Source organism: Paenarthrobacter sp. NyZ202 (assembly GCF_049860755.1).
Taxonomy (GTDB): domain Bacteria; phylum Actinomycetota; class Actinomycetes; order Actinomycetales; family Micrococcaceae; genus Arthrobacter.
In genome coordinates this window covers 2,804,398-2,817,260 of sequence record NZ_CP187556.1, presented here as the reverse complement: position 1 = coordinate 2,817,260, position 12,863 = coordinate 2,804,398, and the positions used below count along the sequence as shown (strand labels likewise).

The window sequence follows — 12,863 nt, the reverse complement described above, 5'->3', positions numbered from 1 at the left end:
CTAGTCAAGTGACCTAGTCACTTGACATACTCTTTTCAGAAACGTTGCCTGCATCACATTCATGGGTGCAGAAACCTGAGGAGACCCGATGCAGGAATTCGCTGACCTGGTGATCATCAATGCCGGGGTCCACACCATGGATCCCGGCGACCCCGGCAGGATTTCGGATGCGCTCGCCGTGAAGAACGGCCTCGTGTCAGGCCTCGGCCGCGCGCACGTGGATGCGATGACCGGCCCGGCCACGATCGTCGTGGATGCTGCAGGTGGTGCCCTCATCCCGGGCATCAATGACGCGCATCTGCACTTCGTCTCCGCGGCCATGGCCTCCTTCGGCTACGTCCGCCTGGACGCCTCAACGGCAGCCGACTGGGCCGCCGTCGTCGATGTCATCGAGACCGCGCCTGTTGGCGCGGACGGCTGGATCCGCGCCCACGGCTGGGATGAAGTCACGCTCGGACCCGCAACCGGACAGCTGCTTGACGTCCGGCCAGGCATTCCGGTGGTGGCCTTCGACCAGACTGGCCATCAGTTGCTGGCGAACCGCGAGGCGCTGCGCCTGGCGGGTGTCAGCGCGGCAACCCCGGACGCAGGGGGCGGCGTGCTGGTGCGGGCGGCGGACGGCAGTCCCACGGGTCTGCTCCAGGACGGGGCGATGGCGCTGGTTTCCAAGGTCATGCCACCGGTGCCAGAAGAGACCCTCCGCCCCGCGTTGCTCCGCATGCAGGAACAGCTGCATTCGCTTGGCATCACGTCCCTCACCGACCCGGGGCTGGGTCCCGCCAGTGCCGGACTGATGGACGGAGCAGGCTCGACGGCGGCCCTGGCCTTGCTGGGCGATCTTGCCGTAGAGGAGCTGCTCACGCTGCGGATCAATGTCCTCATGCTTTTCGCCGGAACCGGTGGCGCCACCGCACGGGCTGTCGAAGAGGGGCTTGGCAGCGGGCTTGCCGAGGCCTGCTCAAGCAAGGGAATCGACTCCCGCCAGCTGCGGATTGCCGGGGTCAAGGTTTTCGCGGACGGCATCCCGCGCAGCGGCACTGCGTGGATGAGCGAGCCGTATGGAAAGGCCTGCACCCACGGGCAGCTGGTGATCCAGGGTGACAGCGACGCCGAAAGGGTCGCCGAACTGCACAGGATCCTCCGTCTGATCGACGGCGCGGGACTCCAGGCCGGCATCCATGCTACCGGTGACGCAGCCACCGGCGCCGCGGTTGAAGCCATCCTCGCCGCCGGTGACGTAGCGGGCGATCGGCGGCACTACATCATCCACGGTGCCTTCAGCGACACCACAACGCTGTCCACCATGGCCGATCACGGCATCGGCTACAGCACGAATCCACTGATCCGTTCCGAGGCCGGCGACATCATGCGCCGCGTCCTGGGCGAGGAGCGATTTGCCCGCCACCAGCCCCTCCGCTCGGCCCTCGATGCCGGAGTGTGCTTCAACCTTGCCTCGGATGCGCCCGTCACCAGTCCTGATTGGCGCCGCACCATCGTGGCGGCCGTACGCAGGGGGACAGCATCCACACCCGGTGACCCGAACGACCCCGAGCGGATCACCGGCCTCCAGGCGCTTGCCTCCATGACCAGCAAGGCGGCCTGGCAGGACCATGCAGAACATTTCAAAGGGTCGCTGCTGCCGGGAATGGCAGCGGATCTGTGCCTGTTGTCCGATCCCTGGCCCGGGGACGGAGACATCGAAACACTCCCGGGCACAAGGATCACACTCACCGTGGCCGGTGGACGCATTGTCCATCAGGCCGCCACCGAACTCTCCGCCTTATCCAACCGTTCGTAAACCAAGGAGTACCTCCATGAAACGCACACTTCCCGTGGCTTTGGCAGCAGTCCTGGCCATGTCCCTTGCTGCGTGTGGCACCTCGTCCGGTCCGTCCGCCACGGCCGCGCCGGACGGAACAACCACCCTCAAAGTGGGCACCATCGGCATCGGTTCAGACGCCGCCATCAAGCTTGCGGCAGACAAAGGCTACTTCAAGGAACAGGGTCTCAACGTCGAGATCTCCGTCATAGCCAACCCGCCCGCCGGTATCGCAGCCGCCCAGAGCGGACAGCTGGACCTCACCTACACGCCGTCCATCCCGCTGCTCAATGCGCTAAGCCAGAACGTTCCCCTGAAGGTCGTCGCTGCAGCCGACGGCTACAAGGACGGTGCCAGCGAGGGCGCTGACCTGAACCGAGTGGACGACACCGGACTCCTGGTCCAGAAGGCTTCTGCGATCTCGCGGCCCAAGGATCTGGAAGGGAAGAACGTGAGCGTACCGGCCCGCAAGGCCCAGCTTGAGGTCACGGTCAGCAAACTCGTCAAGGACGACGGCGGTGATCCCGCCAAAGTGAACTGGATGGTCCTGGATCCGTCATCAGCACTTCAGTCCCTGAACTCGGGCCGTGTCGATGCAGCATCGCTGGTTGCGCCCTTCACCTCCAAGGCTGTCTCCGAAGGCAACCGCCTGCTGGCATCCCCGGGCGTCAAGTTCTTCGAAGAAGGTGCCATTGGCCTGTGGGTGGCCGGGGCCAACACGGTCAAGGGCAAGCAGAAAGCGTTGGAAGGCTTCCGTGCCGCCATCTACAAGGCCAACGCCTACGCCAACGGCCACACGGACGAGGCCCAGCAAGTCAGTGCCGAGATCACCAAAACCCCGTTGGATGTTGTGAAGTCCGGTGCTGTGAACTACTGGCCGGAGGACGTGCGCCTTGAGGACATCGAACGGGCCAACAAGAACCTGGCCGACCTGGGCTTCCTCAGTTCACCGGTGAAACTGCCGGGCGACCTCATTTTCGGAAAGTAGGACGTGGCTGACGATGGGAGCTTCACCATGAAACCGTCACTGCGTCCGCTCGTTTTCAGCGGGGCGGGGATAGCAGTCGCATTGATCGCCTGGCAGTTGGCCGCCACTGCCAAGGTGGCCGGCAACGCCCTGCCGCAAGCCACCACGGTCTTCACCACCTTGGCGGGAATCCTGGGATCGACCACCTTCTGGGCCGCCGTTGGATCCACCATCGGCATTGCGCTTTTCGCGTTGGGAATGTCCGCAGTTGCGGGCGTGGTTCTTGGTTTGCTGGTAGGCAGCTTCGAAACCATCCGCTACGCAACCCTTGCAGTCCTCGAATTCCTCAAGCCCGTGCCGCCCATCGTCGTGTTGCCACTGGCCGTGCTGGTCCTTGGGCCCACCGCCGAAATGTCGTTGTTCCTGGTGGTGTTCGGCTGCTTCCTGCCGATCGTCATGCAAACAGTGGACGGTGTGCAGGGAACGGATCCCGTGGCCCGCGATACGGCCCGCAGCTATGGAATGTCCAGCGCAGAGATCCTGTTCCGCGTGGTCCTGCCCAGTGCGCTGCCGTACATCGGAACGGCGATGCGCGTGGCGGCTCCTGCCGCCCTGGTGGTCACCGTCGTAGCCGGCCTGCTGGGGGGAGGGCCTGGCCTGGGCCAAAGCATTTACCAGGCCCAGGCTGCGGGCGACTACGCCACCCTCTACGCATTGGTGATCGTGTTGGGCGTCCTGGGCCTCTTGTTCCAAGGTGCCACCAGGCTCGCCGAACGCCGGGTCCTGCACTGGCATGAGTCCTACCGGGAAGTGGTGCCCTGATGAAGAATACAAAGATCCGCAACTGGTTGGTGGGTGCAGGCACCCCGGTGCTCCTGCTCGTGGCATGGTGGCTCTTGTCCGCCCGATCGATCGACCCCTTCTTCCCGCCACTGCAGGACATCCTGCTGCGGTTCCGGCAGCTCTGGCTGTTCGACCATTTCCAATCCGATGTGCTGCTGAGCCTGGGCAACCTGTTCCTCGGATTTGTCATCGCGGCCGTTGGTGGCGTTGCCCTTGGATTCGCCACGGCTCTGGTTCCCCAGGTCCGGTGGATGGTGGACCCGCTCATCCACTTCCTGCGTGGCATCCCGCCGGTTGCCTTGGTGCCGATTTTCATTTCGCTGATCGGCTTCGGGACGCAGATGCGGGTCACGAGCATTGCGTTGGCGGCACTCTTTCCCACCATGATCGCCACCGTGGACGGAATCCGGGGCGTCGGCAACGACATCATGGATGTGGCTCGCGTGTACCGGCTCACGCGGAAGGAAAGGCTGTTCAATGTCCTCCTTCCCGCAGCAGCCCCGCAGATCTTCTCGGGCCTCCAAGTGAGCCTGCAGGTTGCCTTCATCGTCATGATTGCCAGCGAGATGCTGGGCAGCTCCCAGGGCATCGGTGCCATGACGCTCCTGGCACAGCAAAGCTTCATGACGGCCGACATGTGGGCGGGGATCCTGCTCCTTGGGGTCATCGGCTTCCTGGTCAACGTGGTCTTTGCACTGATCAAGCGCAAGGTCCTGGCCTGGTACCTCGGTTCCCGTGCCCTGGCGCGTGTGGCATGAGCATCCGGCAGTCCACCAAGCTTCCCCTCCAGAACAGAAAGTCCGTCATGCCACAGCAACCAGAAACCACACGGCAACCGCAAACCACCAACGGGCCGGAAAACACGCCGCGCCTGGACGTTTCCCATCTCGCCAAGACCTACGGCAGCGGCGAGAAAGCCCGCACGGTCATCGAGGACCTCACCTTCACGGTGGATGCCGGTGAAATCGTCTGCATTGTGGGCCCCTCCGGCGTGGGGAAGACCACGCTCCTGAAGTGCCTTGCCGGCCTGCACCCGGCCAGCAGCGGCCGGGCGGCCATCGACGGCCGCACCATTAGTGGGCCACCTCCTGAAATGGCCCTGGTGTTCCAGGACTACAACCGTTCGCTCATGCCATGGCTGACGGTACGGAAGAACCTCGTCCTGCCCCTGAAGCACATGAAACTGCCGGCAGCGGAAGTGAAGGAACGCTGTGACAGCGCGCTGGCTGCCGTCGGGCTTTCCCACGCCGACAACCAGTACCCGTGGCAACTTTCCGGCGGCATGCAGCAACGTGTGGCGATCGCCCGGGCGCTGGCGTACAGGCCCGAAATCCTGATCATGGATGAGCCGTTTGCCTCGGTCGATGCGCAGACCCGCTTCGACCTGGAAGACCTGTGCCTGAAGATCCGCAAGGACTTCAACATGACCATCCTCGTGGTCACCCACGACATCGACGAGGCCGTCTACCTTGCGGACCGGGTAGTGGTCCTTGGCTCCCGCCCGGCGCGCGTGCACCGGATCGTCGAGGTCGACCTGCCCGCTCCCAGGGACCAGATCACCACGCGGTCCCTGCCGGCCTTCGCGCAACAGCGCACCGATGTTCTGTCCATGATCAAGAGGCCCGCATGACGAAGAGCAAAAAACCACGCGCCAAGCGTCCCAATGTGCTGTTCATCATCGCGGACCAGCTCCGCGCAGACCATCTGGGTTTTGGCGGCAACAGTACGGTCCGGACACCCAACCTTGACGCGCTCGCAGCGAGGAGCCTGGTCTTCAATAATGCGACCGTAGCCAACCCCACGTGCATGCCCAACCGGGCGAGCCTGATGACGGGCCGCTGGCCGTCGGCGCACGGGACCCGCTGCAACGGCATCACCTTGGACCCCTTCACGCAGACAGTTCCCGGCTCGCTGGCTTCCTCGGGTTACAGGACGGTCGGTGTGGGCAAACTGCACCACCAGAACATGGGCTGGGAGTTCGAACCGCACCAGGCGGAGGAGATCCGGTCCACGGATCCCCTGCTCCTCGACAGGACAGTGGGGGACGCACATAGCCGGAACCTGGCGCCGGGCTGGGACCAGTGGGAGAACCGTGAGGCCCACGACCAGCGCTTCATCGCACTTCCGGCCGATTACTACGGCTACCAGCACGTTGACCTGGTGATAGGCCACGGCGACCGTCCCGGCGGGCACTATGTGCATTGGGCCCGCGAACGAGGTGTGGATCCGGAGACGCTGGGCGGCCCCGCCCGCTCCTCCAGCACGTACGGCGGCTGGGACCAGGTCTACCAAACGGCAATCCCTGCCGAGGCCCATCCAACGAGCTACGTGAGCGAGAAGGCAATCGAACACCTCAAGGATGCCGCAGGCCAGGACCAACCGTTCTTCATGTTTGTCTCTTTCCCGGACCCACACCACCCGTTCTCCCCGCCGGCCGGTTACGCGGACTTGTACGAGCCCGCTTCCATGCCCCTGCCGCTTGGCTTCGAGCAGGACCACGGGGCGTCGCCGGACCATATCCGCACCATGGTGGAGCGGCGGGGCGAACCAAACCCGGATCCGACCATGACCTGGTCGGCCACGGAGGAGCAATACCGGCACGCCGCCGCGGCACAGTTTGGCCTGATCACCATGATGGATGAGCACATCGGCCGGATCCTGGATGAACTTGGGCGGCAGGGCCTGGCCGATGACACAATCATCGTGTTCACAAGCGACCACGGCGATCTGTTCGGTGACCACGGACTCATGCTGAAGCACTTCGTCCACTACCGGGCGGTGACCAACGTGCCGCTGGTTGTCCATGTCCCGGACGGCATAAAAGGTCGAAGCGATGCCCTAGTTTCCAGCGCGGACCTTGCGCCGACCTTGTTGGAACTCACCGGTTCCAGCACCTACCGCGGCATCCAGGGGCGCTCACTGGTGCCGCTGCTGCACGGCCTGGCAGGCAGCCACCGCGACGCCGTGCTCGTGGAGGAAGAACAGCCGTTCGGCCTGGAAGGGTTGCCCGGACCGGTCCGGATGCGGACGGTCATCACCGCCGAAGGTCGGCTGACCCGCTACTTCGGAACCGAGATCGCAGAACTCTACGACCACCGGTCGGACCCGGGTGAGTTGGTGAACCTGGCAGGTGATCCATCCGCGTCGGGGCTGGAGGACCGGCTGCTGCGCGCCATGGTGGAGGAGATGGCCGCCATGGCTGACGAAGGGACGGCGCCTACCGCGGCCGCGTAGCCGGCGTCAGTCGGAGGCGTTCGACGGCGGCCCTCCCCGGTGCGGGCCGGGTACCTCAGCTGCTGCTGCGGTACCCGGTGGGGGAGTTTCCGAAAGCCGCCCGGAAGATCCTGCTGAAATGGGCGGCATCGGTGAACCCCCATCGGGCAGCAATGGCCGTGACGGGCCGGTCCGCGAGGACCGGGTCCACCAGGTCCCTGCGGCAGCGTTCCAGCCGGCGCTGCCTGATGGAGGCGGCCACGGTGGTGCCAATTTCCTGGAAGAGGTCGTGCAGGTGGCGGGTGGAGATATAGTGGGCGGCCGCGATCGACCCGGGGGACAGCTCCGGATCCCCGAGGTTGGATTCGATGTAGTCGTGGATCCGCGCCAGGAGGAGGAGGTGGGGATCGCGTCCGGCCTCGATGAGCTGGTCGAGTTCGCCGTTGAAGAGAGTGGTGACCAGGTCCAGGGCGTTATGCACCAGCCGGAGGCCGTTGGTGCCGGAGAGTGCCTCGAGATTGTCAGCGAGCCGGACCAGGAAGGGACTGATCAGTTCACCGAGGCCTTGGTCGCCCGGGATCCGCAGGGCTGTCACGTGCCCCATGGCGTCGGCGGGAAGGTCCAACAGCACATGCGGAAACATCAGCACCAGGGTGCGGAAGTCGTCGTCGAACGTCAACTGGTACGGGCGGGAGGTGTCGTAAATGGAGAGGTCGCCGGGGCGGAGGACGGCCTCGCGGTCATCCTGGACCAGGCGGCCGGTGCCGGCCAGTTGGATGCTGAGCTTGAAGAACCGGCCGGTGGATCGGGCGATCAGTTCCGGTGTCCGGTGTACTGTATGGGGGCCCGCCGTCACCTCCACCACCGAAATCTGCCCCAGGACACGGGCGCGCATGGTTCCGTGGAACACCGTGTCCTTGGGCCCGGAAGCCAGCAGCGGCACGAACGACGCCGAGATGGCCCGGCTCCATTCCTGGAATGACCCGGCCACCACTGTCTGCACGGTTGAGGGGCCCGTTTCGGCCGCGACGGTCATCACTATCCCTTTCAATGGCCGGCCGTGCCATGAACATGATGCAGCAGCGCGGACGTGAGCTTGCCCACGATTCTACACCTGGGGTCCGCCCCGCCCCGGTGCTTGCGTGGACAGTCAAGAGCCCTGCGGTGTGAGACAAGTCACTCCTGCCTTGGGGGGTGGAAGATGGCGGAGTCACCCAGAAAGTGCCGCGCCATCTCCCGCGGCACCGAGACCCGCGGCTCGGATCCACGCGGTGAAGAGGCAGGAGCATACATATGAGCGTTGACAACCCGGTCCGGGGCAAGACCAGCGGAACGGCCGGCACCGGCGGCCGCCTGGGCGTGCCCGCCGTGACTTTCATGATCATCGCGGCTTCGGCTCCGCTGACGGTCCTGGCAGGCGGGGTAAGCACCACGTTCGCCGTCACCGGGGTGACGGGCGTGCCGCTGTCCTTCCTGATCCTCGGCGGCATCCTCACCCTTTTTGCGGTGGGGTACGCAGCGATGAGCCGCCATGTCACGAACGCAGGCGCGTTCTACGCCTATATCGCGCAGGGCATATCGCGTCCGGCCGGGGTGGGGGCCTCGCTGGTGGCCTTGATGGCCTACAACCTGATGCAGGTGGGCATCTACGGCCTCTTTGGATTTACCGTCTCGTCCCTGCTCTCGGCAAGGTTCGGCATCGCCGTGCCGTGGTGGATTCCCGTGGTGGCCTGCATTGCGGTTGTGGGCTGGTTGGGAGTCAACAGGGTGGATCTCTCCGCCAAGGTCCTCGGCGTCCTGGTGGCCCTCGAGTTCCTGGTGGTGATCGTCTATGACGTCATCAGCCTGGCAGCAGCACCGGAAGGCATCAGTGCCGCCACGTTCAACCCGGCCTCCCTCTTCGTGCCGGGCATCGGGGCGGTCCTCTCGTTCGGCATTGCTGCCTTCATGGGCTTTGAATCAGCAGCCATCTACGGCGAAGAATCCAAGGACCCCAAACGCACAGTCGCCCGGGCCACCTTTGCCGCCGTCGCCATCATTGCCCTCTTCTATGCCGTCTCCGCGTGGGCCATGACCGTGGGCGCCGGACCGTCGGCGGTTGTTGCTACCGCAGCAGCCAACGGGCCGGACATGGTCTTCGCCTTCCTCACCGCCCACGGAGGCGTCCTGCTCAGCGACATTGCGCAGTTGCTCTTCGTGACCAGCCTTTTCGCGGCATTGGTCAGCTTCCACAACGCAGTAGCCCGGTATTTCTTCTCGCTCGGCCGGGAGCGTGTCATCCCGGCTGCCCTCTCCGCAGTCCGCCCCAATGGCGCCCCCTATGCCGGTTCCCTGGCGCAAACGGCGATTGCCGTCGTCGTGACCCTGGCCTTTGCCGTGGGGGGAGCAGGTTCGGACCTCGGCGAACTGTACCCGGTCCTGACGATGTTCACTTGGCTGACCAACAGCGGCGCCATGGGACTTGTCCTGCTGATGACCGTGGTGTCGGTGGCGGTGATCGGCTTCTTCCGCAAGCAGCCCCACGGCGCAAGCCTTTGGGTGCGGATGGTGGCTCCGGGGCTTGGGTTTGTGCTCCTGGCCTTGGTTTTCATCCTCATCGTGACCAACTTCAACGTCCTCCTGGGGCAGTCCGAATCCACCCCCGCCACCTTCATCCTGCCACTGGTGGTGTTGCTGCCAGGAGTCGTGGGGGTTCTCTGGGCCCTGCGCCTGCGGCGTTCGCAGCCCGCCGTTTATGCGAGGATCGGGCACGGTTCCGAGGGCTGAGCAGCGCAGGAAGACGGCCCCGGCAGTCCTGGAAACCAGAACTGCCGGGGCCGTTTGCTGACATCAAGCGGCCGGGTCGAGCCCGGGGCTGTGATGGCTGACGCTGATCAGGCGCCCATGCGCTCCAAAAGTGAAATGGACGGGCAGCGTCCCGGATTCGTCCCATCCAAACAAACTGCCATGGGAGCGGATCGCGCCCACATCCCTGTGGTCGGCGATCGTCACCGAACCGCAGGGGATGACCTTCTCCCGCCACGTGAAGACGAAAATGCCCGGCCTGACCTGGAGGACCGTATTGGAATCGGTGTCCGCCAGGCCGCGTTCCGGTCCGGCCAGGCATTGCCAGGTGTACCAGGTGGGGCTGAGGTATACGTGCTCATAGGCGTGGTCCGGACTGTAAACCCATTCCACGCGCCTGCCGATCAGTCCCGTGCTTTCGCCGATGGGCCGGCCCTTCGGGGATGCGCCGTCAAGGTCGCCGGGGCGGAAGTCGTGCTGCACGGCCGTGCTGCCCGCTGTCGATCTTCCCAGCACTGCGCCGATATAGAGGGCCCGGCCGTTGGCCAGGTCAAGCACCAGCGACACAGCCAGGTCCGGTTCCACGGGACTGTGCCACTGCGCGTAGTAAAGGTCATCGGCCACCTGGAAAGCTTCGTATGCGGCGGTTCCGGAGTGCCCTGCGGCCGCCCAGTTCACTTCATCGTCGTCGAAAGTGAAGGTCATGGGTCCGCCGTCGCCACGGACCGCGAAGTGGCGGCCTGCCAGGTCCTGCACGGTCGGTGCCTTGTTGGCATCAAAGCCTGGCGCCAGGCCGTCGAGCGGCAGCCAGTTGGAGGTGTCAAGGAGGTTCAGACTCATGGGTTTCCTTCTGATCTCGGCAAAGGACAGGGCCAGGGTGGTCCTGTCCGTCCTTCGAGTATTGGGAACCCGGTGCCGCCAAGTCTTGTGTGCCAAGGCACACTGCTTGGCGTGGAAGGAATGGCTGGCGTGATGGGGTCAGGCCAGTTGGCTTTCGATGCGCGCGGCGCATTCCACCAGCGCCTTGCCCACGGCGTCGGCGTCCTGGTCCAGCCGGATGTAGACGACGGCGACCGCGGCCGGCCGTCCGCCGGGCACGTGGATCGGGGCGGCCAGGGATGACAGGCCGGCGATGACTTCATCGTGGCTGGTGGCGTAGCCGGCGCGGCGGGCTTCGCGGGCTTCAGCGCGGTAGGGGATCCCTCCGCCCACTTGGTGCCAGCGCTCTTCCGTCATGGTGGATTGGATGGCGATGCCCGGGGCTCCGGTGCCCACCGGGTGGCGCGTGCCCGGGTGCTGGGCCAGTGCCGTGCCTGAATTGCGGGGTTCCACGGTCACCAGCGTGACGCATTCCTGGTGGTCCCAGACAGCAACGAAAGCGGTCATGTGCAGCGTGTTGGCGAGTTGGGTCAGTTCGGGCAGAGCAGCTGCCTGCAGGTTCCGCGAGACGCCGCGGGCCAGGACGGCAAGTCCGGCGCCCGGCTGGACCCGCCCCGAATCGTCGCGGAAGACAAGGGAATGGTCTTCGAGCGTCCGCAGGATCCGGTAGGCAATGGACCGGTGGACTCCCAGTGCCGCGGCCAGTTCGGCTATGCTCAGCGGCCGCTCGGCTTCGGCCAGGATCTCCAGTGCCCGGATTCCACGGGAGAGCGTTTGCGACGGCGGGACCTGGGTGGCGGGAGCCTGTTGGCTTGTGGCGTCGCTGCGGGAAGTCATGCGAACCATCCTATGTCCGCTCTGCGGTGGTGGCAGTTGCCGTCGGCAGTGCGCGGGGCCGCGGGGCCAAGCATCGGCGGATGCTGTGCTTGGGATCACAATTGTAGTATTCTTCCTAACTGACCGTTCTGTCGGTTATTGCAGTGCCGCGTACCGACCAGTCACTCACCCCCATGGAGTTCCAATGACCGCAGCCTCCACAGTCGATTCCCCGTCAGGGCCCAGCAGCAAGCGCGAAGAGCGCAGGGTCCTTGCAGGGACCCTGGTGGGCACCACCATCGAGTGGTACGACTTCTTCATCTTCGCCCAGCTCACGGCAACACTGCTGTCCCCGTTGTTCCTGACGCCCCTGGAGCAAGCGAACCCAGGCGTGGCGCAGATCCTCTCCTTCGCCACGATCGGCATCAGTTTCCTTTTCCGGCCGCTGGGTGCCACCGTGGCAGGCCACCTCGGTGACCGCGTCGGCCGCAAGGCCGTCCTGGTCATGACGCTCGTGTTGATGGGCGTCGCCACGGCACTGATCGGCCTCCTGCCGACCTACGCCAGCATCGGCCTCTGGGCTCCTGTGCTGTTGATCTTCCTGCGCGTGGTGCAGGGCTTCTCTGCCGGTGGCGAATGGGGTGGCGCAGCCCTCATGGCCGTGGAACACGCGCCGCTGCACAAGCGCGGCCTCTTCGGCGCCTACCCGCAGATTGGTGTTCCCATCGGCATGATCCTCGCGACCGGGCTCCTGTTCTTCCTGCAGTCCGGCATGTCCAAGGAGGACTTCGCCGCATGGGGTTGGCGTGTTCCGTTCCTGCTCTCCGTGGTCCTGATCGTGGTGGGCTACCTGATCCGGCGCGCCGTCGGAGAAAGCCCGGTGTTCAAGGAGATCGCCCAGCGCAAGGCTGAAAGCAAGGCGCCCCTGGGCGAGCTGTTCCGCCACAACACCAAAGAGGTGGTGCTGGCGGCACTGATCTTCATTGCCAACAACGCCGCAGGTTACCTGCTGATTGCCTTCTTCATCTCCTACGCAACCCGTGCCCTCAAGATGCCGGCTCCCCAGATCCTCCTGGCCACCACCGTCGCCTCCTTCGGATGGCTGATCTTCACCATGGTCGGCGGATGGCTGTCTGACAAGATCGGGCGCGTGAAGACCTTCCTCACCGGCTACGCCCTGGTCTTCGTATGGATGGTGCCCCTGTTCGCTCTGATCGACACCAGGGACATCTGGCTCTATGGCGTGGCGCTCTTCGTGCTGACCATCGGACTGGGCCTGTCCTACGGTCCCATGTCCGCAATGTATGCCGAGATGTTCCCGCCCCAGGTCCGCTATTCCGGCATTTCGATCGGCTACGCATTGGGCGCGATCCTGGGTGGTGCCTTTGCGCCCACCATCGCCCAGGCACTGCTGGATGGCACCAAGTGGTCGGGATCCGTGGGCCTGTACATCATGGGCCTCTGCGTTATCTCGGCGGTGGGCGTCATCCTGGCCAAGGAAACCAAGGGCCGGCCCCTCGGGTACAGCGTCCACCACTAGCA

General features: G+C 65.0%; 11 protein-coding genes. 8 read left to right on the top strand and 3 right to left on the bottom strand.

Features of this window, described 5'->3' with window-relative positions; genetic code table 11:
• The first annotated feature begins 88 nt into the window (after positions 1 to 88).
• From ACPFL9_RS13055 to ACPFL9_RS13030, 6 genes are read left to right on the top strand one after another with little or no spacing between them, the layout of a single operon-like run.
• Complete coding sequence (locus tag ACPFL9_RS13055) at positions 89 to 1,798, top strand: amidohydrolase (RefSeq protein WP_426003158.1); 1,710 nt, start codon at positions 89 to 91, stop codon at positions 1,796 to 1,798.
• A gap of 16 nt (positions 1,799 to 1,814) precedes the next feature.
• A complete protein-coding gene (locus tag ACPFL9_RS13050) occupies positions 1,815 to 2,807 on the top strand; it encodes an ABC transporter substrate-binding protein (protein ID WP_426003157.1) in 993 nt (330 codons plus the stop codon).
• Positions 2,808 to 2,834: 27 nt separating this feature from the next.
• Positions 2,835 to 3,608, top strand: a complete 774-nt coding sequence (locus ACPFL9_RS13045) for an ABC transporter permease (protein ID WP_426003156.1) — start codon at positions 2,835 to 2,837, stop codon at positions 3,606 to 3,608.
• The gene (locus tag ACPFL9_RS13040; protein WP_426003155.1) at positions 3,608 to 4,387 is read left to right on the top strand and encodes an ABC transporter permease; all 780 of its coding nucleotides are present in this window, start codon (positions 3,608 to 3,610) and stop codon (positions 4,385 to 4,387) included. Before ACPFL9_RS13045 ends, ACPFL9_RS13040 begins: the two co-directional genes overlap by 1 nt.
• Positions 4,384 to 5,259, top strand: a complete 876-nt coding sequence (locus ACPFL9_RS13035; protein ID WP_426003153.1) for an ABC transporter ATP-binding protein — start codon at positions 4,384 to 4,386, stop codon at positions 5,257 to 5,259. Before ACPFL9_RS13040 ends, ACPFL9_RS13035 begins: the two co-directional genes overlap by 4 nt.
• Positions 5,256 to 6,863: a sulfatase family protein gene (locus ACPFL9_RS13030; protein ID WP_426003151.1), complete on the top strand. Its 1,608-nt coding sequence runs from the start codon at positions 5,256 to 5,258 to the stop codon at positions 6,861 to 6,863. Before ACPFL9_RS13035 ends, ACPFL9_RS13030 begins: the two co-directional genes overlap by 4 nt.
• Before the next feature lie 55 nt (positions 6,864 to 6,918).
• Here the strand turns inward: ACPFL9_RS13030 and ACPFL9_RS13025 are convergent, their stop codons facing one another.
• Entirely contained in the window at positions 6,919 to 7,878 is a 960-nt protein-coding gene (locus ACPFL9_RS13025) for a helix-turn-helix domain-containing protein (protein WP_426003150.1), read from the bottom strand.
• A gap of 257 nt (positions 7,879 to 8,135) precedes the next feature.
• On the opposite strand from ACPFL9_RS13025, the gene ACPFL9_RS13020 reads away from it, so the two are divergent.
• Complete coding sequence (locus ACPFL9_RS13020) at positions 8,136 to 9,608, top strand: APC family permease (RefSeq protein ID WP_426003148.1); 1,473 nt, start codon at positions 8,136 to 8,138, stop codon at positions 9,606 to 9,608.
• 63 nt (positions 9,609 to 9,671) lie between these two features.
• Here the strand turns inward: ACPFL9_RS13020 and ACPFL9_RS13015 are convergent, their stop codons facing one another.
• Both ACPFL9_RS13015 and ACPFL9_RS13010 read right to left on the bottom strand, forming a co-directional pair.
• Entirely contained in the window at positions 9,672 to 10,466 is a 795-nt protein-coding gene (locus ACPFL9_RS13015; RefSeq protein ID WP_426003147.1) for a MoaF C-terminal domain-containing protein, read from the bottom strand.
• Positions 10,467 to 10,604: 138 nt separating this feature from the next.
• On the bottom strand, positions 10,605 to 11,351 hold the full coding sequence (locus ACPFL9_RS13010) for an IclR family transcriptional regulator (protein WP_426003146.1): 747 nt from the start codon (positions 11,349 to 11,351) through the stop codon (positions 10,605 to 10,607).
• Positions 11,352 to 11,526: 175 nt separating this feature from the next.
• Here ACPFL9_RS13010 and ACPFL9_RS13005 point away from each other — a divergent pair, with 175 nt between their 5' ends.
• Positions 11,527 to 12,861: an MFS transporter gene (locus ACPFL9_RS13005; protein WP_426003144.1), complete on the top strand. Its 1,335-nt coding sequence runs from the start codon at positions 11,527 to 11,529 to the stop codon at positions 12,859 to 12,861.
• The last annotated feature ends 2 nt before the right edge of the window (positions 12,862 to 12,863 follow it).

Bases quoted from the DNA above. Each gene is read 5' to 3' on its own strand.
- ACPFL9_RS13055 (WP_426003158.1), top strand. From the start codon at position 89: ATGCAGGAATTCGCTGACCTGGTGATCATCAATGCCGGGGTCCACACC.
- ACPFL9_RS13050 (WP_426003157.1), top strand. From the start codon at position 1,815: ATGAAACGCACACTTCCCGTGGCTTTGGCAGCAGTCCTGGCCATGTCC.
- ACPFL9_RS13045 (WP_426003156.1), top strand. From the start codon at position 2,835: ATGAAACCGTCACTGCGTCCGCTCGTTTTCAGCGGGGCGGGGATAGCA.
- ACPFL9_RS13040 (WP_426003155.1), top strand. From the start codon at position 3,608: ATGAAGAATACAAAGATCCGCAACTGGTTGGTGGGTGCAGGCACCCCG.
- ACPFL9_RS13035 (WP_426003153.1), top strand. From the start codon at position 4,384: ATGAGCATCCGGCAGTCCACCAAGCTTCCCCTCCAGAACAGAAAGTCC.
- ACPFL9_RS13030 (WP_426003151.1), top strand. From the start codon at position 5,256: ATGACGAAGAGCAAAAAACCACGCGCCAAGCGTCCCAATGTGCTGTTC.
- ACPFL9_RS13025 (WP_426003150.1), bottom strand. From the start codon at position 7,878: ATGACCGTCGCGGCCGAAACGGGCCCCTCAACCGTGCAGACAGTGGTG.
- ACPFL9_RS13020 (WP_426003148.1), top strand. From the start codon at position 8,136: ATGAGCGTTGACAACCCGGTCCGGGGCAAGACCAGCGGAACGGCCGGC.
- ACPFL9_RS13015 (WP_426003147.1), bottom strand. From the start codon at position 10,466: ATGAGTCTGAACCTCCTTGACACCTCCAACTGGCTGCCGCTCGACGGC.
- ACPFL9_RS13010 (WP_426003146.1), bottom strand. From the start codon at position 11,351: ATGGTTCGCATGACTTCCCGCAGCGACGCCACAAGCCAACAGGCTCCC.
- ACPFL9_RS13005 (WP_426003144.1), top strand. From the start codon at position 11,527: ATGACCGCAGCCTCCACAGTCGATTCCCCGTCAGGGCCCAGCAGCAAG.